The following is a 20,954-nucleotide window of genomic DNA, read 5'->3' as shown; positions in this document are numbered from 1 at the left end:
TTTTCAGCGGATCAGAGGTGTGGTGCAGGAACGGCGGTGGCCGGCAATTCGCCCTGAAGCTGTTGCAACTGGGCCTTGATTGGCGTGGTCGAGCACTTGGCGGCGGCCTGTGCCGGGGTCAGGTTGCGGATCGAGGTGTAGAACAGTTCGCAGGTCTTGCCCTTTTGCGTCACTTGCCAGGTCTGCGTGCAGCTGTTGAGCAGGGCTTTCGCATCGGTGCCCGGTTTACTGCCCATCCCGGCTTGCCAGCAAGCGGCGCTCAAGTCCTGACCCATGACCTTCAAACCGGCGGCATCGGCCTTGGCCTCATCGCCGTCATAGCTGGCCGGGTCGGCGGCGTACCAGATGTAGCTCGGATGGTTCGATCCCAGCACCGGCACGTTCACCCCCGCGCTCGGGCTGATGGTCGCCAGACCCAATACGGCCACGGTCGGGCCGTATTGCTGCTTGATCCAGTTACGCACCGGCGCACCGAACGCGACCATCGGCAGGGTGGTGCCGGCGCTGGTCTGGCTGAACTGCTTGACCAGCGTGGTCTGATAATCCTTGAAGTAGTCGTAGACGCCCTCCAGATCACTACCGGCGTTGGACGGCGCGGCGATTGGCGCGATGTCGATGATGGTCTGATAGGCCGGCGTCTGCTCGGCCGGAATGCCGTTGACGGTCAGCAGCGTGGCCCAGCGGTCGGTGGTGTTCGAGCGCAGGTAATCCTGCGCCTGAGTCAGCGAATAGTCCGGCGGGAAGTGCAGCAGTTCGACGCTCTTGCGGTTTTCCAGGGCCATGCCCAGCGGCAGGAACAGATACCAGCTGTACGCCCATTTGCCATCGGCATTGAGCTTGCTGGCGCCGTTATAGGCCAGATCACCGGCATCGAGCAGCGCCGACAGCGGCTTGTCGTAACCTTTGGGCACGCCGCTGATCTCGGCGTAAATCTGCCCGTTATCGTTCTTCACCAACACCTTGGCATTGCTGTAACCATCGCGCTGCACGCTCTGGCTCAGGTAATGGGCGACGGTCTGCTCCAGCGACCAGTTGCGATAACAGATCACGCTGCAATTGTTGGGGTAGGCGAAGAGGCGGGTGACGCGCTCGGTGCTGCCCAGCTTCAGGTCGACATCGGCGTGGGCAGCCGCGCTCAGGGTGAGCGCGGCGAGGGTAAGAACTGCGGGGGTAAATCCTGCGAGTTTGAACATGCTCAGATCCTTTTCAGCGTGGGTTCCCCGGGTTCGGGGCGCTTCATATTGGATCAGCCGTGTTGCACAGAGAAGCTGTCATTCACGGAATTTTGCGTCAGCCCGCAGGACGGGGTTTTCAGGCCTGAAAATGCAGGGCGTTGGTCAGATCGCCCATCGGTTTCTGGCCACGGGCGATCATTGCCTCATCGCGCTGCTTGAGGCCGTCGAGGGTTTCCAGTTGGAACACTCGGGTGATCAGGCGCAGGATCGACGCCGTGTCGTAAACCGTGTGATCCACCGTGCCTTTGCGGGCGAATGGCGACACCACCAGCGCCGGCACCCGCGACCCCGGGCCCCAGCGATCGCCCTTGGGTGGCGCCACATGATCCCACCAGCCGCCGTTTTCATCGACCGTCACGACCACCACCATGTTTTTCCACTGCGGACTTTCGCGCAGCACCTTCAGGGCGCGGACGATGTGGCGGTCGCCTGAAGCCACGTCGGCATAACCGGCGTGCATGTTCAGGTTGCCCTGCGGTTTGTAGAAAGTTACCGCCGGCAGCTTGCCGGCCTCGGCATCGGCGAAGAACTTGTTGGTGCTCGACTCATCGCCCAGGCCGGCATCGCGCAGGCGTTTGTTGCGCTCTTGCGGGTTCTCCGGGCCTTGCCGCTTGAAGTAGTTGAACGGCTGGTGGTGGTACTGGAAGTTGGGGATCTTCGGAATCCCGCCCGAGTCCTTGTACTGCTCCAGCGTCGCCTGCCAGGCGCCGGCGTACCAGGCCCAGTCGACATTCTTCTTCGACAGCTTGTCGCCAATGTGCTCGTGGGTCTGCGGCACCATCACATTGGGCAGATCCGGCTTGGAGTACGCCGGACGCTCCGGGTCGCGAATCCACGTCGGCCAGTACGGCGGGGCGAGGGTGTTGACGCCGAAGCCGTCCGGGGTCAGCGCACTCGGGCCGAACTGCGGCGGGCCGGTCATGGCGCTGGCCGGCGATGCCTCCAGCGGCTTGAGGCGCGGGTCAGTCGGATCATCGCTTTGCAGGGCGGCGATCTGTGATTTGGCCACCGAATTGGCCGCATCCGGATAGAACGGCGCGGTGGCGCTGATCAGGTACTGGTGGTTGAGGAACGAGCCGCCGAAGGCACCCTGGAAGAAGTTGTCGCACAGCACGAATTCCTGCGCCACATCCCACAGGCGCAGCGAGTAGCGGCTCTGGGCGTAGTGCCCCATGGTCAAACCACCGGAGTCGGCCCAGGCGACAAAACCATCGTTCTTGCCGCCATTGATCTGCATCTGGTTCTGATAGAACACGTGCCACAAATCGCGGGTCACCAGCCCGAACGGCAAGTCTTCGCCGTTCGGGCCCTTGAGGGCGAAAGGCGCGTTGGGCAGGTTTTCCTGAAACTGCGTGGCGCTGGGGTAGGTCACGCCATCGAGGGTTTGCGGGCCGATCTGCAGCACGCCACCCCAGACTGGCGGCAGCGTCTGCAACAGGCTGCCGTCGCGGTCACGTTGCTGGTAATCGGCAGGCTTGAGCGCCGACAGCGGCTTTTCGACACCGGGGAAATCACCGAACAGGTTGTTGAAGCTACGGTTCTCGGCATAGATCACAACCACGGTTTTCACCTGATCGCGCAGGGCCTTGTCCAGCTCGGTCGGGGTCAGCGGGCGCTCGACTGGTTTACCCGGTTGATCGCTGGCGTTGCCGCAGCCGGCCAGGGTCGCGCCCACGCCGAGGACGGCGACACCGCCGAGAAAGCGGCGGCGACTGGTGTCGGTGGGGGTGTCGGATTCAGGTGCGTCAGTGCCGTCTGTCTCGTCTTTCATCTGTCAGCCCGTTCTGCTTAATTGTTTCAGTTTGTTTCGGGCGGACGCTAGCAAGGCACTGTGACAGTTGGGTGACACTTTGAGGTGCGGCGAAACAAATGTGGGAGCGACCAGGTCAGCTCCCACAACGATTCACTCGATTACAACAGGCGCAACGCAAGCTCGCTGTTGTTCTAGCCGGGCATCAACGAGTGCAAGGAATAGCCGAGTCTGCTGGCCGCCGTTATCGCGGTCATCATCACCAGAAACAGCAGTTGCAGCGGACTGAAGTGCGCCCAGTGCAGCGCGGTCAGCCAGGGGTGGTTATTGCTCAGCTGCGGGTCGAGCGAGCCGATTCGTCGTTTGTGCACCAGTCCGATCAGGATCACGCCCACGTAAGTGAGTGCGCCCAGTGGCCCGAGCAGCAGCGAAAACAGCAGCACCATGACCACCTGCGGTAACCCGTGGCGTATTACCAGCCAGCGGGTGTCAGGGTTCCATCGGCGCGGAATCAGCCCTTCGGTGAGCCAAAGATCCGCAACGATCACGTGAGACGTCAGCACCACCCACCAACTCAGCGCAAAACGAAAAAACCACACCGGCACACACGCTAACCCCAGCGGAATGAAGGCCAGGGTTGCCGCATCTTTTTGTGGCGAAGCCAGATAGAACAGGAACAGCGCCAAGGCAATGGCCGTCCAGACCCGCACCCAGGTTTCGTCGGCGATGGGCCGTGGCAAAAACCGCCGCCAGTAAAAAACGTCGGCGTAGGGCAATCGCGCGAGCAGCTCCGGGAAGCGCCATTTGAGCTTTTCTGACAGATCGTGGCAGGCCTGCCATTCATTCTGACCAAAGCCGTCGATGATCTTCTTCTGCTGCATCGGTTTGAGCGGGTTGATCAACAGATGCGCTGCCTGCACGTCGGCCGCCCACGTACGATCGCTTTCAGCCTTGGCCCGCAGGTTGTCGTAGAAACTTTCCTGATTGCAGCGTTCGATCAACGTTTCCCAGAGCCAGGCCGGTTGCGGGTGGAGGCCTTTGGAGTGATCCCAGCCGAACAATTGGCCGATACGGTCGAACAGCGGCACGCTCCACTCATGGTCGTTAAGCAGATGCAGCAGATTTTGTTGCCATTGCTCGCGGCGATCGAATACCTGGAGCCACGGCTGGCCGCTGTAGTGTTTGAGCAAGTTGAGGAATTCGCGCTCGCTCTGGCTTTCGAGCAGCGCCTGCAAGGCGTTTCGATAGTCGGACATCAGGCTCTCGGCGAGCATGTCGCGCTGGCGATCATTCATCAGCACTTCTTGCCAGGGGCCCAACCATCCCAACTGCTCGACGGCCCAGTGCAGTACCGGTCCGCGCAATTGTGGATGCTCAAAACATAATTGCAGCAACAGCCTTTCGAATGCCTTGGCGCAGCCTTGTTGTTGCGCCTGCTCCCAGCGCTCGCCGAGGTTGTCTGGCGACAGATCTTCAAGCAATCGCCATGCGGCCTGCGCTTCAAGACTCTGCGCGTCCGCCGCCAGCGGCTCGACACGCAGGGCGTCGTCCTTCGATGGCGGCACAAACGGCTCCGGGGCTGCCGGACTGACGGGCGAAACCTCCAGAGAGGCGAAATCCCACGCCTGGTTTTGCGCCTGGCTGGAGCTGTTGGCCAGGGCATTATCGAGCGCCAGTGCAGCAAAGGCGCTGGACGCCGTGGCGACAGCGACGTCGGCGTCCTGCTCGTCTTCCTGTTCGGCGTTTTCCAGGCGCCATTGGGCAATCGCCAGCGCGCGTTCGTAGGCTTCGCGCAAGCGCTGGAAGCCTTCGGGATCTTCATCGGGCCTGAAGGTTTTCAGCAGGCGTGCATAGCTGCGCTTGATATCGCGGACGTCAGCGTCATCGGGCAAATGCAGGAAGGACCAGCAATCCATGTCAGCGCTCCCTTATTGCCACGGCGTGCGATCAAGTTCGCTCAGGTGCCTGCTCAGCTCGGTGCGCACTTCACGAATCTGGCGCTCGTCCTGCGAGTCGAGCGCGATCTGGAATTGCTTGGCCCAATGGCCAATCTGATCGCGCAGGTCGCCCAGGCTTTCCTGGTAGAGCCGTTCGAGACGGGCACTGAGCAGCGTGTTGACCTGTTGCTCGCGCGGGTGAATCTTGAGCTGAGCGAGGTTCTGCAAGCGTTGCTGAATCTCTTCAGGCGTGAGCACGCCGGGGTTGTTTTCGATGACCAGCGAATGTTGTTGCCCGGTCAGCGGAATATTCACCTGGGCCTCCAGCAGGCCGTTGTTGTCATAGGTGAAACGCACATCGAGGGACACTTCGCCGGCCTTGCGTTTCGGCACCTTGATCGCCAGTTCGCCAAGCGCGACGTTGTCTTTGACCAGACGGCTTTCGCCCTGGAAAATCCGCACAACCACCTGCTCCTGATTGTCCTGCAAGGTGTACACGGTCTTGACCCGGCTGACCGGGACGATGCTGTTGCGCTCGATGATGGGCAGGTAGTGACCGGCCTCATAATTGCGGCCAATCTGGGTCGAAGTTTCGATGCCTAGGGTGTAGGAGCAGACGTCGGTCAGCACCACTTCTTCAAGTGCGGCCGAGCGGGCCTTGAGTGCTGCCTGAATGGCTGCGCCTTGCGCCACCACCTGATCCGGATCGAGGGTGAACGACGGAAAACGGCCGAACAATCCGGCGGCAAGTTTGCGCACCAGCGGCATCCGGGTAGTACCGCCGACCAGCAGAATCTCATCAAGGTCGCTGACCCGGATGCGTGCGTCGCGCAGAGCCCGTTCGATCGGCGCGCGCAGGCGCTCGAGCAGTGGCATGTAAAGCGTCGCCAATTCTTGCTGGGTGATGGTGTGGGTCCAGTGGCGGTCACCCAGTTGCAGCCGGAACTCGGCGCTGCTGTCCTGGCCGAGGGCCTTGCGCACACGCTCAGCCTCGCGGCGCAGGGGCTGGATGACGCTGTTGCGGTCAGGGAAGTCGGCGACTGAGCGGTGCTGGTCGATAAAGTGTTCCAGCAGCACGCTGTCGAAGTCTTCGCCACCGAGGAAGTTGTCGCCGGCGCTGGCGCGGACCTCCATCACCCCTTCGAACAACTCCAGAATCGACACGTCGAACGTGCCGCCCCCGAGGTCGAACACCAGGAACGAGGTTTCCTTGTCGCGTTGGTGCAGTCCATAAGCGAGAGCGGCGGCGGTCGGTTCGTTGATCAGCTTCTCGACTTTCAGCCCGGCCAGCTCGCCGGCGATCCGCGTGGCTTTGCGCTGGGCGTCGCTGAAGTAGGCCGGGACGCTGATCACCGCTTCAGTGACGGTTTCGCCATAAGCCCGTTCGACGTCTTCTTTCAGACTTTTCAGCACCAGCGCGGACAGCTCTTCCGGACGAAACGCCTTGTCGGCCAGATAGACTTCCGTGGCGCTGCCCATGTGACGCTTGAACAGCGACGCCGTCAGGCGCGGATGGGTGTGCAGACGTTCGCGCGCAGCCTGGCCGACCAGAATCCGTCCTTCATCATCCAGCCCGACCATTCTCGGTGTCAGGAACTGACCGAGGGCATTGGGCACCAATTCGGAGGATTCGCCACGCCAGACGGCGACGAGGCTGTTGGTGGTTCCCAGGTCAATCCCTACGATCATTGCAACAACTCCCTTGGCGCTTGGCAAAAAAATGAAACATATTTTCGGCGCGCAAGGATATTACCGAGGCTGTGATGCGGTAAAGGACGATGATGGCGCTGAGCCATTATTTGCGACAGAAAGCCATGTCGGCGTCGACACGGCGCTGTCAGGAAGGGAAGGCGGGGCGTCGGCCGATTGACCGCGCCCCGCACTGACTCAAGGAATGACCGGCGGCGTATACGCCAATGTCGTGCCCAGCACCCACAGCAAGAACAGCACCAGCGGCGTGTGCACCAGCAATTGCACGAACGAGAAGCCGATCAGGTCGCGCGCCTTCAACCCGAGCACGCCCAGCAGCGGCAACATGTAGAACGGGTTGATCAGGTTCGGCAGGGCTTCGGCGGCGTTGTAGATCTGCACCGCCCAGCCGAGGTGGTATTGCAGATCGTTGGCGACTTGCATCACGTACGGCGCTTCGATGATCCACTTGCCGCCGCCGGACGGGATGAAGAAACCGAGAATCGCCGAGTACACGCCCATCAACAACGCATAAGTGTCGTGGGACGCGATGCTGACGAAGAAGGTCGAGATGTGATGGGCCAGCGTCTGCGCATCGGCGCCTTTGACCGTGGTCAGCAGCGCAGCAATCGAGCCGTACAGCGGGAACTGGATCAGCACGCCCGTGGTGGTCGGCACCGCGCGGGCCACCGCATCGAGGAAGCTGCGCGGGCGCCAGTGCAGCAGGGCGCCGAGCATGATGAACAGGAAGTTATAGGTGTTGAGCCCGGAAATCGCGGTGATCGCCGGTTTGGTCGAGAACTCGTGGAACAGCCAGCCGGCCGCCAGCAGCACCAGCAGAATGATCAGCAGCGGACTGTGCTCCAGCCATTCGCCGGGCCGGGTACGCGGTTGCAGCGGTGGCAGGTTGAACGCCGGGTCGATGCCACAATCCTTGGCGTCGCGCGCAGAGTTCGGGCCGGGCGCGGTGGCGTAGGCAACGATGATCGAAATCACGATCAGCGCCAGCAGCATGGCGCCGGATTGCCAGAGGAAGATGGTTTGGGTGAACGGAATCACCCCGGTGATCGACAGGATCGCCGGCGGCAGGCTGGCCGGGTTGGCCTGCAACTGCGCCGCCGATGAGGACAGGCCCAGCGCCCAGACCGCGCCCAAGCCCAGATACGCCGCCGCACCGGCCGCGCGGTAATCCATTTTCAGATCGGTGCGGCGGGCGAGGGCGCGCACCAGCAAACCGCCGAACACCAGCGACAGGCCCCAGTTCAACAGCGAGGCGACCATCGAGATCAGCGCGACCCAGGCCACGGCGGAGCGGCCGTTTTTCGGGATGCGCGCCAGTTTGTCGATCAGTTTGACCGCTGGCGGCGAACTGGCGACGACGTAGCCGCCAATCACCACGAAGGCCATTTGCATGGTGAACGGGATCAGGCTCCAGAACCCGTCGCCGAAGGCCATCGCGGCATCGGTGGGTTTGGCGCCCATGGCCAAAGTGGCCAGCGCGACAATGATCACCGCCAGTGCGGCGAATACCCAGGAGTCGGGGAACCAGCGTTCGGCAAAGCTTGAACAGCGCAAGGCAAAGCGCGCGGAGCGGCTATCTTCGATATCAACGGCCACAGGGAGTACCTCGGATTTTTATGGTTATTGTGGGTCTGCAGGAACGGTCGCCCATCTCGACAACACAGAGATCCCTGTGGGAGCGAGCCTGCTCGCGAAAAGGTCGGCACATTCAACATCGAAGTTGGCTGGGCTGACGCCTTCGCGAGCAGGCTCGCTCCCACACGGGGTTCGCTCCGGTCAGTCGGCGTTGGCCAGGTTCCTCCGGACAGGCTTAAACAGTAAATCAAGCCAGGCTGTTTTGTGAGCAGGTTTTGCCAAACCGGGACTATGGTCTAACGGGTTGTCCATCCGCTCATTTGCGTAGACCATGGGCGCCTTGGTTTTTTGCCTGCCAGAGTTCTTTGCCATGACTGCCCAATCCACAGCCCGACCGGCGCCGTTCAGCCGCTCCGACTACAAGACCCTCGGTCTTGCGGCCCTCGGCGGGGCGCTGGAGATCTACGATTTCATCATTTTCGTGTTCTTCGCCCTGACCCTCAGCCAGTTGTTCTTCCCGCCGGAAATGCCCGAGTGGCTGCGTCTGCTGCAAAGCTTCGGGATCTTTGTCACCGGTTATCTGGCGCGCCCGCTGGGCGGAATTCTGATGGCGCATTTCGCCGATCGTCTGGGCCGGAAAAAGGTTTTCAGCCTGAGCATCCTGATGATGGCGCTGCCGTGCCTGCTGATCGGGATCATGCCGACTTATGCCCAGATCGGCTATTTCGCGCCGCTGCTGTTGCTGGCGCTGCGCATCCTGCAAGGCGCGGCGGTGGGTGGGGAAGTTCCGAGCGCCTGGGTGTTCGTCGCCGAGCACGCGCCTGCCGGGCATCGCGGTTACGCGCTGGGCTTTTTGCAGGCCGGGTTGACCTTTGGTTACTTGATTGGCGCGCTGACCGCGACGTTCCTCGCGCAGGTGTTCACCCCGGCGGAAATCCTTGATTACGCCTGGCGTTATCCGTTCCTGCTCGGTGGTGTGTTCGGCGTGATCGGTGTCTACCTGCGCCGCTGGTTGAGCGAAACCCCGGTGTTCATGGCCATGGAAGCCCAGCGTGAAGCGCGGGTCGAACTGCCGCTGCGCACGGTGCTGCGCGAGCATCGTCTGGCGATGTTGCCGGCAATGCTGCTGACCTGCGTGCTGACATCGGCGGTGGTGGTGTTCGTGGTCATCACTCCGACCATGATGCAGAAAACCTTCGGCATGACCGCCAGCCACACCTTCGCCCTGAGTGCGCTGGGCATTGTCTTCCTGAACATTGGCTGTGTGATTGCCGGATTGCTGGTCGATCGCATCGGTGCGTGGCGCACGGTGATGCTTTACAGCCTGTTGCTGCCGCTGGGCATCGGCGTGCTGTATGCCTGTCTGATTGCCGGCGGTGACTGGGTCGGTCTGGCCTACGCTGTGGCGGGGCTGGCCTGCGGTGTGGTCGGCGCGGTGCCGTCGGTGATGGTCGGTCTGTTCCCGGCGCGTATCCGGGTGTCGGGCATCTCCTTCACCTACAACATTGCCTACGCCGCATGGGCGAGTATCACACCGCTGTTGCTGATTGGTCTGATGCCGTGGAGCCCGTGGATCTGCGTTATGTTCTGTGCGGTGATGGGCGCAGTCGGCATTGTCAGCGCGGCGTATTTCGGTTCGCGCATGAGCAGTGTCGGGCGCCAAGCCGTGGCGCCCTGTTCCTGACGAGTGTCAGGTCAGCCAGTGCCACCACAGCAACGTCCCCACCAGTCCCACCACCGAGACAATGGTTTGCAGGATCGACCAGACCCAGATCGTCTGTTTGAGTTGCAAGCCAAAGTATTCGCGAACCATCCAGAAGCCGGCGTCATTCACGTGGCAGAAGAACACGGAGCCGGCGCCAATCGTCAGCGCCACCAGTGAGCTTTGCGTCGCGGCGAGCCCCGCCATCATCGGCGCCAGAATCCCCGCCGTCGTCGTGGTCGCGACTGTCGCCGAACCCGTAGCCTGACGCAGTGCCACGGCAATCAGCCAAGCCAGCAGCAGGTAGGGCATGTGCGCACCCTCGGCGACTTTGCTGATGGTCTGGCTGACGCCGGCATCCAGCAAGGTCTGCTTCAAGCCGCCGCCAGCGCCGATGGTCAGAAGCAACACGGCAATTGGCGCGAGGCTTTTACGCAGGGTGCCGCCGACCTGTTCGCGCGGCATGCCGTTGGCCCAGCCGAGGCAGATCACCGCCGCCATCACCGCAATGCCCAGCGCCACCAACGGTTCGCCGAGGAACTTCAGGGTCAGGGCGACGCTGCTTTCGGGGGGCATCGCGACTTTCGCCAGGGTGCTGCCGAGCATCAGCAGCACCGGCAACAGAATGATCAGCAGCGACAGGCCGAAACTCGGCTGGCGCGGCGCTTTCGGCGGGGCGCTGAACAGTGCGCCGAGCTCTGCCGGTTCATCGATGTGCATGCGTTTCGACAGCCAGTTGCCGTACAGCGGCCCCGCCAGAATCACCGCCGGAATCGCGATGCTGAAGCCCAGCAACATGGTCAGCCCAAGGTCGGCATGCAATGCGCTGACCGCGATCAGCGGCCCGGGATGCGGCGGCATCAGGGCATGCAGGGTGGTCATCCCAGCCAGCGCCGGAATGGCGATTTTCAACAATGGCTGACCCGAGCGACGGGCCATGACGAAGATGATCGGCACCATCATCACCAGCCCCACTTCGAAGAACAGCGGCAGGCCGATCACCATCGCCACCAACGCCATGACCCACGGCAGGGACTTGCCTTTGCCCAGCCCGAGCAGCGTCGAGGCGATACGGTCGGCAGCGCCGGACTCGGCCATCAGTGCGCCTAGCATCGAGCCCAGGGCAATGATGATCCCCGCTTCTCCGAGAATCGCCCCTGCGCCTTTGCTGAACGCCTTCGCTACATCCTCTGGCGGCAAACCTGCGCCGACACCGGCAATAAAAGTGCCGATCAGGATCGAGAGAAAGGGCGGAAGTTTGGTGGCGCTGATCAACACGATAATCGTCGCAATCGCCAGCAGGCAGCAAAGAATCAGGCGGGTGTCATGCACCATCCAGGCAGCGGTCGATAAATCCAAAACGGCACTCCTTATCGGGCGGTTACCTGCAACATGTTGTTGCAATTTGACCTGAGAATACCTGAAGTGGCCGGGCCAGAGCGGCGGCTTTTGTAACGGCTCAGTGGAGTGATCGATAGGAGTAAAAGCCCGGCGGGATTATTTTTGACTGGCCGGTCTCAAACGCTCTTCAGAAAAGTTTTCCAAGGCCGATGGTTAAGCTGCATCCCGCTTTCTACCCTGCCTATCGGTACTTTCCCATGTTCAACAAACGCCTCAAGCAAGAGCTGGCTACGCTTCGTGAAGAACTCTCCAGCCTGCTGCAAGTGAAGGAAAGCCTGGAAAGCGAGATGCTGGTGCTGACTCTGGAACCTGATGGCCGGATTCAGTCGGTCAATCAGAACTTCCTCGGCGAGATGCTCTACAAGAGCCAGGATCTGGTGGGGCGCGCCATTGAAGACATCGTTCCGGCGCACGTGAAGGCCGACGACTTTCATCACCGTTTCAAGGCCGCACTGACCCGTGGCGAGCATTTCGCCGGAGCCGTGCGCCTGTTGCGTGGTAATGGCGAAGAGGCGTGGCTGCGCTCCATCGTGCAGCCGGTGCGCTCTTCGGACGGGCGGATCAAGCATTTCTCGATTTTTTCCAGCGACCTGACCCGCACCATCGAAGCCTCTCGCGAACACGAAAACCTGATCGGTGCGCTGGTGCGTTCGACGGCGGTGATCGAGTTCGACCTCAATGGCAACGTGCTCAATGCCAACGAGCGCTTTCTGCAAGGGATGGGTTACAGCCTGGCGCAGATCAAAGGCAAACATCACCGGATGTTCTGTACGCCCGAGGAGTACAACAGCGCCGAGTATCAGAATTTCTGGCGTCGCCTGAACAACGGCGAGTTTGTCGCCAACCGCTTCAAGCGGGTCGATAGCCATGGTCGTACGGTGTGGCTGGAGGCGTCCTACAACCCGGTGGTCGATGCCAACAACAAGCTGTACAAAGTGGTGAAGTTCGCCACGGTGATTACCGATCAGGTCAACCGCGAACAAGCGGTGGCCGACGCGGCCAGCATTGCCTATAGCACTTCGCAGCAAACCGACAGCACTGCGCAACGTGGCACCACGGTGGTCACCGAGGCAGTGAATGTGATGCGTGATCTGTCGCGCCACATGCAGGCGGCCGGTGAGGGCATCGAGGCGCTGAACGAGCAGTCGCAGGTGATCGGTACCATCGTCAAAACCATCAGTGGCATTGCTGAACAGACCAACCTGCTGGCGCTCAACGCCGCCATCGAAGCGGCCCGTGCCGGCGAACAGGGCCGGGGCTTTGCGGTGGTGGCCGACGAAGTGCGACAACTGGCCTCGCGCACCAGCCAGGCGACCGAAGAGATCGTCACCGTGGTGCGGCAGAACCAGGAAATGGCGCGCAACGCCGTGGCCCTGATGACCGACGGCAAGCTGCAGGCCGAGCAAGGCCTGGCGCTGGCGGCGGAGGCGGGCACGGTGATCGTCGAGATCCAGGACGGCGCGCAGAAAGTGGTGGATGCGGTCGGGCAGTTTGCCAATCAACTCTCTAACTGACCTGTACTAAACCCTGTAGGAGTGAGCCTGCTCGCGATATCGGTCTGACATTCAACCTCCATGTTGATTGAACTACTGCGATCGCGAGCAGGCTCACTCCTACAGTTGCAGGTGGCGCTACAATCTGTTCCTTTTTCCCCGGAGCAGATCCCCATGAGCGCTTCCCACCGCCGCCCGGTTCCCTTGAACAAAGCTTACCGTCTGCTCAATCACGGGCCGACCGTGCTGGTCAGCGCTGCCCATGACGGCCAGCGCAACATCATGGCCGCCGCCTGGGCGATGCCGCTGGATTTCGAACCGCCGAAAGTCGCCGTCGTCCTCGACAAGTCCACCTGGACCCGCCAGTTGCTTGAAGCGTCCGGCACTTTTGTACTCAACGTGCCGTGCGTCAATCAGGCTGACATCGTGCAAACCGTCGGCAATACCTCGGGGCTGGAGATCCGGCAGAATCAGGGACAGGACAAGTTTCAGGCTTATGGCCTGCAAACCTTCGCCGGTGAAACCGTCGAGGCGCCTCTGTTCGAAGGCTGCGTGGCCTGGCTCGAATGCCGCTTGCTGCCGGAGCCGCGCAACCACGAGCAGTACGACCTGTTCCTCGCCGAAGTCATCGCCGCTCAGGCGGATGAACGGGTGTTCAGCGATGGGCGTTGGCATTTCGACGGGCACGACGGTTTGCGCACGCTGCACCACGTGGCCGGCGGGCATTTCCTGACGATTGGCGATGCGGTGGACGGTAAAATCCTGCCGGTTTGATTAGCTAGCCTCTTGCGGCAGAGGAGCACAATTTATAAGGCACAAAAAAGGCTTACCTCGCGGTAAGCCTTTTGTTTTTCCTGCGTCGCCTCAATCCCCCAACGCTTCCCCTTCACGCCGCGGATCTGCGCCACCTTTCAGCGAGGCTTTCCCTTGCGCATCCTTGACCCGCACGATCGCCTGGGTGCCGCTGGTCATGTCGATTTCATTCACAACATGTCCTTTGTCTTTCAACGCCTGAATCAACGCCGGGCTGAACTGGCCTTGTTCCAGTTCGGTCGGGCCGTTGCGGCTGCCGAAGTTGGGCAGGCTGATGGCGCTTTGCGGGTCGAGGTTCCAGTCGAGCAGGCCGACGGTGGTCTTGGCCACGTATTCGATGATCTGCGAACCGCCCGGCGAGCCGACGCTGGCGAGGAATTCGCCGCTGTTGCGGTCAAAGATCAGCGTCGGCGCCATCGACGAGCGTGGGCGTTTGCCGGGTTCGACGCGGTTGGCGACTTTCTGCCCGTTCTCTTCGGGGATGAACGAGAAGTCGGTCATCTGGTTGTTCAGCAGGAAGCCCTGCACCATCAGGTGCGAGCCGAACGCTGCTTCGATGGTGGTGGTCATCGACACCGCGCCACCGAGGTCATCTACCGCCACCACTTGCGAGGTGGAGATGCGCAGCGGCGAGCGATCCGGCGCGTAGGCCACCTGCACGCCAGGCGGTGTGCCCGGCTTGGCGCTGCCCATGCTGCGCTCGCCGATCAGGCTGGCGCGGCTGGTGAGGTAACCCGGGTCGACCAGGCCTTTGACCGGCACCGGGACGAAGTCGGTATCGGCCACGTATTGCGCGCGGTCGGCGTAGGCCAGGCGTTCGGCTTCTGCGATCAGGTGCACGGCTTGGGGATCGGGTTCGATACCGGCCGGTTTGTTGGTTTTCACAGGTTTGAGCGGTGTCAGCGACAGACGCGGGTCGCGGCTTTCCAGCGCCTGCAAGGTGCCGAGAATCTGCGCCACGGCGATCCCGCCCGACGACGGCGGCGGCATACCGCAGACCTGCCAGCGTTTATAGTCGGTGCACAGCGGCGCGCGCTCCTTGGCCTGATAGTGCTGAAGATCATTCAGTGACAGGCTGCCGGGATTGGCGTGACCCTGCACTTTGGCGACGATCTCTTCGGCGATCGGACCTTTGTACAGCGCGTCCGGGCCTTCGTTGGCGATGCGCTTGAGCACGGCGGCCAATGCCGGATTCTGCAGACGAGTGCCGATGGCTTTGACGCTGCCGTCGCGGTTGAGGAAGTAGGCGGCCATGTCCGGTGATTTACGGATCACCGGGTCGGATTCCAGCAGCGAATGCAGGCGCGGTGAAATCGCAAAGCCCTGCTCGGCGAGTTTGATCGCCGGCTCGAACAGCGTGGCCCACGGCAGGCGACCGTGTTGTTTGTGTGCCATTTCCAGCGCACGCAGCACGCCCGGAGTACCCACCGAGCGCCCTCCGATCTGCGCCTGCGGGAATGGCATCGGTTTGCCGTCGGCCTGCAGGAACAGCTTCTCGGTGGCACCCGCCGGGGCGGTTTCGCGTCCGTCGTAGGTGCGCACCTGTTTGCCGTCCCACAACACAATCATCGCGCCGCCACCGATCCCGGAGGATTGCGGTTCTACCAGAGTCAGCACTGCTTGCATGGCAATCGCCGCGTCGATGGCCGAACCACCCTTGCGCAGCATCTCGCGACCGGCCTCGGCGGCCAGCGGATTGGCGGCAGCGGCCATGTGTTTACTGGCTTGGCGGGTCTGCAGGTCGGTGCGGTAACCGGAAGCGGCTTCCGGTGCCAGCGGCAAGGTTGAGGAGGGCGGGGCGTTGCACGCGGTGAGGGTCAGGGCGCTGATGATCAGCGTCAGGGCAGGCAGGTGAAAGCGGCTCAGGGGCAGGGCTGGAAACACGTGGGGCTCTCCGTCCGTGGGGTGAAAGGTCTGACGGACTTTATCGACCGCTCGGTCGCGACGCAAACCGGCGGGCATTTTTGTCTTTCTTTTCCGGGCGGATGTTCGCTAGGGTCAACCTCAATAGAACGACCGCAAATATCCCCCTGTAGGAGTGAGCCTGCTCGCGATAGCGTCATCACATTCAACATCAATGTTGACTGAGCCACCGCTATCGCGAGCAGGCTCACTCCTACATAGGTCAAGCCATAAAAATCACAAGAGGCCGACATGCACAGCGAGTTTCCCACCGAGTCCAGTTACCGCGATCAACGCGAACAGTTTCTGACCGCCGCCCAAGCTGCCGGAGCCACGCTCACCTCCTACGCCCATCCGCGCTGTGGCCCTTTCGGCGAACCGCTGAGCACTGATGTCGCGGTGCTCGGTAATCCGCAGGCAAAGCGCCGGCTGGTGGCGCTCAGCGGCACTCACGGAGTTGAGGGCTATTACGGTTCGGATTGCCAGATCGACTGGCTGAAGACTTTCGTGCCGGGCACGCTGCCCAAGGATGTCGCGGTAGTGATGATTCACCTGATCAACCCCTGGGGTACGGCGTGGCTGCGGCGGGTCAACGAAGACAATATCGACCTCAACCGCAATCACCTGGATTTCACCGCCCCGCTACCGGACAACCGCGCCTACGCCACGCTGCACGAGATTTACGCCTGCACCGATTTGCACGGCCCCGAGCGTAAGCGCACCGATGCCTTGCTCGAAGCGCAGATTGCCGAACACGGCTGGCCGGCGGTGATGTCGATTGTCGAGGGCGGTCAGCACAGTCATCCCGACGGACTGTTCTATGGCGGCCGCGCGCCGAGCTGGTCGAATCGCACGTTGCATCAGATCATCGACGCGCATCTGGCAGGCGCGCAAACCGTGATGTGTTTCGACCTGCACACCGGGGCAGGGGAGTACGGGCATCCGATGTTGCTGACCATCACCCAGGCGCCTTACCCGGCGTTGGCGCAAGCACAGTCGATCTACGGCCCATGGTTGTACACCTTGCACACCGGCGCCGAAACGTTGAGCGAAACCGGTGTCGCCGCGACGGCTACCGGCTACACCTCACAGGCATTGCTCAATGCGTTGCCGGGCGTGCAACTGATGCCGTTCGTGATCGAATGCGGAACGTATCCGGGACCGGAGGTGCATCGTTATTTGCGCGATGATCACTGGTTGCATCTGCATGGCGATCCGCTGGATGCGACGGGGCGGGCGATCAAGTTGAAACTGCTGGAGCAGTTCTATCCGGCCGATCCGGACTGGCGGGCGATGGTCGGGTTGCGTACTCGGCAGATCTGGGCGAAGGGGCTGATGGCCCTGTCGGCAGAGCAGACCTGAATAGGTCAGGATTGGCATTGTGGTGAGGGATTTATCTCCTCACCACAAAGGGCGGTTTTCTCGAGGCATAAAAAAACGGCCTACCTTTCGGTAAGCCGTTTTTAGTACTTGGTGGCTACACAGGGACTTGAACCCCGGACCCCAGCATTATGAATGCTATGCTCTAACCAACTGAGCTATGTAGCCAAGTGGCGCGCATTATTCCCCTGAAATGGAAAAGCGTCAAGCGTAAATTTAAAATATTTCTTCTTATTTTCAACCGCTTATCCTCCGACCCCGGAAATCGGGGCTGGGCAGGGCGTCAACGCAGCTGGAATCTCGCGGTATTGGCGCTCAACGCATGGCTGCCTTGGCTCAGCGTGTCCGCTGCGAGGTTCACCGCCCGCGCACCTTCAAGCAAACGCATCGCCGCCTGATCGACCTGCTGGATATTGCCGCTGACTTCATCGGCGGTGCTCGCCTGTTCCTCAACGGCGGTGGCGATCTGCGCCAGGGTGTCAGTGACACTTTGCACCGCGCTGGCGATTTCGCCGAGACGTTCACCAAGACCGGTCACGGCTTCGGCATCCGATTGCGCCTGGCCGCATGCAGCTTCCATCAGGCTCACCGCCTCGTTGACCGTAGCGCGGAGGCTATCGACGGTGCCGGCAATCTGCGCAGTGGACGATTGCGTGCGCTGCGACAGGCTGCGCACTTCATCGGCGACCACGGCAAATCCGCGTCCCTGTTCGCCAGCGCGTGCCGCCTCGATCGCAGCGTTGAGCGCCAGCAGGTTGGTCTGCTCGGCGACGCCACGAATGGTGTCGACCACCAGTTGAATCTGCTGGCCCTGTTCGCTGACTCGACCGAGTGCCGCTGCGGTTTCGTTGAGGCGTTGATTGAGCTGCTGAATGCTCGCCGTGGTGCGCTGGCTGTCGCGGCTACTGTCGGCGGCGATGCGCCGGGTGTGCTGGGCGCTGCCGGACGCCTGTTCGCAACTCTGCGCCACACCTTGCGAAGTGGCGGCCAGTTGCGTGGCAGCGGCGGCGATCTGGCTGATCTGCAATTGCTGCGCCTCGACTTCGCTCAGCGCGCCGCTGGAATGCTCGTTGAGGCTGCGCACCGCGTGGCTCAGTTGTGAGGTTTCGTGATCGACCCCGAGCATGCTCGCGCGCAGTTGCACCACCGCGACGTTGAGCGCGGTGCTGATCGCCGCCAGCTCATCGCGGCCCACCACCGGCACTTGCAGGCTGAGATTGCCGTCACGCAGGGCCTCGGCCAGCAGGGTGATGCCGCTGGCGCTGCGGCGGATCGAAGCCTGCAGGCAGACGAACAGGTACAGCGCCGCCAGCAACAGGCAACCGAAGATCGCCGCGACTACGATGAACTGGCGAATCGCCGAGGCGTGGTAGGCGTCCAGACGCTGATCCAGCGACAGCAGCGATTGCTGGCGCAACGAGGCGAGATCACCCAGCAGAGCATCGAGGCTGCGTTCGAAGTCTTCAGGCTTGAGGGTAATGCTGCCGCCGAACACGCCGTCATCCAGCACTTTCAGCCCTGCGTCCAGACGCTTGAGGCTGTCGTGGTATTGACCGGCCCAGGTTTGCAGATCGCTCGGCATGCGCGCTTCGAGCAGGCCTGCCGTTTTGACAAGCTGCTCGCGGGCGTCGCCGATGCGGCCGCGCAGGTCGCGTAGCTGCAAGCGACTTTGCAGGGTGAATTGTCCCGAGACCACCGAAGCCTGGCCGACGGCGGCGAGTCGACCCACGCGCTCGATCAGATCCGGTGCGTGCTGCGTGGAGATCTGCGTCAGCAGATAGGTCTCCAGCCATGGCGCCAGCGTCAGGCGGTTGTCCATGACGATTTGCTCGCGCAAGGCTTGCAGGGCGCTGAGAGCATTGGTGAAACGGTCGTAACCGTCCGGCCACCAACCGACGCCGCTCAGGCTTTTCGAATCCAGACCGCCGAGCGCGGTTTGCAGGGCTTGATAGCGGGTGAGGGTTTCGCCTTCGGCACCTTCATTTTTCAGCGCGTTGCCCAAATCACTGGTGGCTTGCTGGAGGGCTGGTTGAATCGCGTCAAACGCCGCCATGGCGGCGAGGGTCGCCGGGGTCGGCTGGCGATTGGTTTCGGTGGCGCGCCAACGGGCGGCGCGGTCACGCTGGGCGGCGAGCAGGTTGTCCAGCGCATCGAGGCTGAGTAACTGGCGTACGCCGGCACGCTCGCCGGAAATCAGATTGAGCTTGTTGCGATAGTCCTGGCCAATCATCAACAGGCTGCCGGCCAACGGCAAAATGAACAGCAGAAACAACAACTGGAATTTACGCGCGAATCCAAACCGCCCCAGCAATTTGATCCCCGGTGACAAGAAAGCCTGCATGCCTCATGACTCCTCTGGACACCACGCACCAATGGCGTGCATCGCGGTCGTGTGACCTGGATGTCGTGCCCTGCTAAAAGGCCTCGAAAGTTCACTCTCGCCCGCTCTGTAGGCCGGCTCTGTAGCGAAACTTCCCATTCTCGGAGGCCTTTGTAAGGCCGCCGCGTTCGAGGGGAGAAGCAAGGCAAGATTCAGACCATGGCGTTGAGCTATCACTTCGCGTGCGACGGTCAGTCAGTTAGTTAGCTGGCTAAGGGGATGGCGCTGGCGCACCGAAAAATGGCACATTGACGCACCTGCCTGCGTGCTCCCATCTGCTGTACGGAAACTTTCATGGCTATCAGCAACGTTCAGACCGCCGCTGCCTCGGCGTCCGCTCCTCCCCAAAGCAGCCCGTTGGTGATGCGTATCATCGGCGCGGTAGCGCTGGCGCATTTGATCAACGACCTGATTCAGTCGGTGCTGCCGTCGATCTATCCGATGCTCAAAGCCAACTATGGTTTGAGCTTCACCCAAGTCGGTTTGATTACCCTGACCTTTCAACTGACAGCATCGTTGCTGCAGCCGTGGGTCGGTTATCACACTGACCGCCATCCGAAACCGTGGCTGTTGCCGGCGGGTTCGATCTGCACGCTGATTGGCATCGTGATGATGTCGGTGGTCGGCAGTTTTCCATTGATTCTGCTGGCAGCGGCGCTGATCGGTATCGGTTCCTCGACCTTTCATCCCGAGGCTTCGCGGATCGCGCGGCTGGCCTCGGGCGGGCGCTTCGGTCTGGCGCAGTCGACCTTCCAGGTCGGTGGTAACGCCGGTTCTGCGTTCGGCCCGTTGCTGGCGGCAGCGATCATCATTCCGTTCGGTCAGGGCAACGTGGCGTGGTTCGGTCTGTTCGCGGTGTTTGCGCTGTTCGTGCTGTATCGCATCAGCCGCTGGTACGCCCATCACCTGAATCTGTTCAAGCTCAAGGCCGGGCAGGCGGCGACTCACGGGTTGTCGAAGGGCAGGGTGATCAGTGCGCTGGTGGTGTTGGGGCTGTTGGTGTTTTCCAAGTATTTCTACATGGCCAGCCTCACCAGCTATTTCACCTTTTACCTGATCGAGAAGTTCGACCTGTCGGTGGCCAGTTCACAGCTGCACCTGTTCCTGTTTCTCGGCGCGGTGGCGGCGGGGACGTTCTTTGGCGGGCCGATCGGCGACAAGATCGGGCGAAAGGCGGTGATCTGGTTTTCGATCCTCGGCGTGGCGCCGTTCACGTTGCTAATGCCGCACGTCGATCTGTTCTGGACCACTGTCCTCAGCGTGGTGATCGGCTTCATTCTCGCCTCGGCGTTCTCGGCGATTGTGGTTTACGCGCAGGAACTGGTGCCGGGCAATGTCGGGATGATCGCCGGGGTGTTCTTCGGCTTGATGTTTGGTTTCGGCGGGATTGGTGCGGCGCTGCTGGGGCATCTGGCGGATGCGCACGGGATCGAGTACGTGTATTTCCTGTGCTCTTTTTTGCCGTTGTTTGGCGTGCTGGCGATCTTCCTGCCGCGCACCAAAAAAACCTGACCTACACAATTCCAACAGTGGGAGCGGGCTTGCTCGCGAATGCGGTATATCAGTCGATATTAATGTGGCTGACCCACCGCCTTCGCGAGCAAGCCCGCTCCCACAGGGGGATTGGTGGTGTTGCAAACAAATCTGTAAGGCACAAAAAAGCCGCGTATCAAACG

The 20,954-nt window shown here is 61.7% G+C and carries 13 protein-coding genes and 1 tRNA gene; 5 read left to right on the top strand and 9 right to left on the bottom strand.

Translation table 11 applies throughout. The features are described from left to right. Nucleotides 1–11: 11 nt before the first annotated feature. From H043_RS0113175 to H043_RS0113155, 5 genes are all read right to left on the bottom strand, one after another. Nucleotides 12–1,193 carry a hypothetical protein gene (locus H043_RS0113175; RefSeq protein WP_027612252.1) on the bottom strand — a complete coding sequence of 394 codons (1,182 nt, stop codon included), beginning with the start codon at nucleotides 1,191–1,193 and terminating at the stop codon, nucleotides 12–14. 118 nt (nucleotides 1,194–1,311) lie between these two features. Next, on the bottom strand, nucleotides 1,312–3,006 hold the full coding sequence (acpA, locus tag H043_RS0113170) for an acid phosphatase (protein WP_027612251.1): 1,695 nt from the start codon (nucleotides 3,004–3,006) through the stop codon (nucleotides 1,312–1,314). Nucleotides 3,007–3,179: 173 nt separating this feature from the next. After that, nucleotides 3,180–4,901, bottom strand: a complete 1,722-nt coding sequence (locus H043_RS0113165; RefSeq protein ID WP_027612250.1) for a J domain-containing protein — start codon at nucleotides 4,899–4,901, stop codon at nucleotides 3,180–3,182. A 12-nt stretch (nucleotides 4,902–4,913) separates the two neighbouring features. Then, nucleotides 4,914–6,611, bottom strand: a complete 1,698-nt coding sequence (locus tag H043_RS0113160; protein ID WP_027612249.1) for a molecular chaperone HscC — start codon at nucleotides 6,609–6,611, stop codon at nucleotides 4,914–4,916. A 198-nt stretch (nucleotides 6,612–6,809) separates the two neighbouring features. Beyond that, nucleotides 6,810–8,228 (bottom strand): short-chain fatty acid transporter, encoded by a 1,419-nt coding sequence (locus tag H043_RS0113155; RefSeq protein ID WP_027612248.1) that lies wholly within the window; start codon nucleotides 8,226–8,228, stop codon nucleotides 6,810–6,812. A gap of 349 nt (nucleotides 8,229–8,577) precedes the next feature. On the opposite strand from H043_RS0113155, the gene H043_RS0113145 reads away from it, so the two are divergent. Beyond that, entirely contained in the window at nucleotides 8,578–9,891 is a 1,314-nt protein-coding gene (locus H043_RS0113145) for an MFS transporter (protein ID WP_027612247.1), read from the top strand. A gap of 6 nt (nucleotides 9,892–9,897) precedes the next feature. Here H043_RS0113145 and H043_RS0113140 read toward each other — a convergent pair whose 3' ends face one another. Continuing rightward, nucleotides 9,898–11,268 carry a gluconate:H+ symporter gene (locus H043_RS0113140; RefSeq protein WP_027612246.1) on the bottom strand — a complete coding sequence of 457 codons (1,371 nt, stop codon included), beginning with the start codon at nucleotides 11,266–11,268 and terminating at the stop codon, nucleotides 9,898–9,900. Between the two features lie 239 nt (nucleotides 11,269–11,507). Here H043_RS0113140 and H043_RS0113135 point away from each other — a divergent pair, with 239 nt between their 5' ends. Next, nucleotides 11,508–12,824 carry a PAS domain-containing methyl-accepting chemotaxis protein gene (locus H043_RS0113135; RefSeq protein ID WP_027612245.1) on the top strand — a complete coding sequence of 439 codons (1,317 nt, stop codon included), beginning with the start codon at nucleotides 11,508–11,510 and terminating at the stop codon, nucleotides 12,822–12,824. Between the two features lie 153 nt (nucleotides 12,825–12,977). Then, nucleotides 12,978–13,577: a flavin reductase family protein gene (locus tag H043_RS0113130; RefSeq protein WP_027612244.1), complete on the top strand. Its 600-nt coding sequence runs from the start codon at nucleotides 12,978–12,980 to the stop codon at nucleotides 13,575–13,577. Nucleotides 13,578–13,667: 90 nt separating this feature from the next. On the opposite strand, the gene ggt is transcribed toward H043_RS0113130, so the two are convergent. Continuing rightward, entirely contained in the window at nucleotides 13,668–15,500 is a 1,833-nt protein-coding gene (ggt, locus tag H043_RS0113125; RefSeq protein WP_027612243.1) for a gamma-glutamyltransferase, read from the bottom strand. 270 nt (nucleotides 15,501–15,770) lie between these two features. Between ggt and H043_RS0113120 the strand changes: the two genes are divergently transcribed. Beyond that, the gene (locus tag H043_RS0113120; protein WP_027612242.1) at nucleotides 15,771–16,880 is read left to right on the top strand and encodes a M14 family metallopeptidase; all 1,110 of its coding nucleotides are present in this window, start codon (nucleotides 15,771–15,773) and stop codon (nucleotides 16,878–16,880) included. A 109-nt stretch (nucleotides 16,881–16,989) separates the two neighbouring features. Here H043_RS0113120 and H043_RS0113115 read toward each other — a convergent pair. Both H043_RS0113115 and H043_RS0113110 read right to left on the bottom strand, forming a co-directional pair. Then, a tRNA-Met gene (locus H043_RS0113115) sits at nucleotides 16,990–17,066 on the bottom strand. A gap of 115 nt (nucleotides 17,067–17,181) precedes the next feature. Continuing rightward, entirely contained in the window at nucleotides 17,182–19,239 is a 2,058-nt protein-coding gene (locus H043_RS0113110; protein ID WP_027612241.1) for a methyl-accepting chemotaxis protein, read from the bottom strand. Between the two features lie 333 nt (nucleotides 19,240–19,572). Here H043_RS0113110 and H043_RS0113105 point away from each other — a divergent pair, with 333 nt between their 5' ends. Continuing rightward, nucleotides 19,573–20,790 (top strand): MFS transporter, encoded by a 1,218-nt coding sequence (locus tag H043_RS0113105; RefSeq protein ID WP_027612240.1) that lies wholly within the window; start codon nucleotides 19,573–19,575, stop codon nucleotides 20,788–20,790. The last annotated feature ends 164 nt before the right edge of the window (nucleotides 20,791–20,954 follow it).

The organism is Pseudomonas sp. URIL14HWK12:I6 (genome assembly GCF_000514195.1).
Lineage (GTDB): Bacteria > Pseudomonadota > Gammaproteobacteria > Pseudomonadales > Pseudomonadaceae > Aquipseudomonas > Aquipseudomonas putida_A.
The sequence above is the reverse complement of the archived record's forward strand: the minus strand, read 5'-3'. Positions and strand labels throughout refer to the sequence as shown.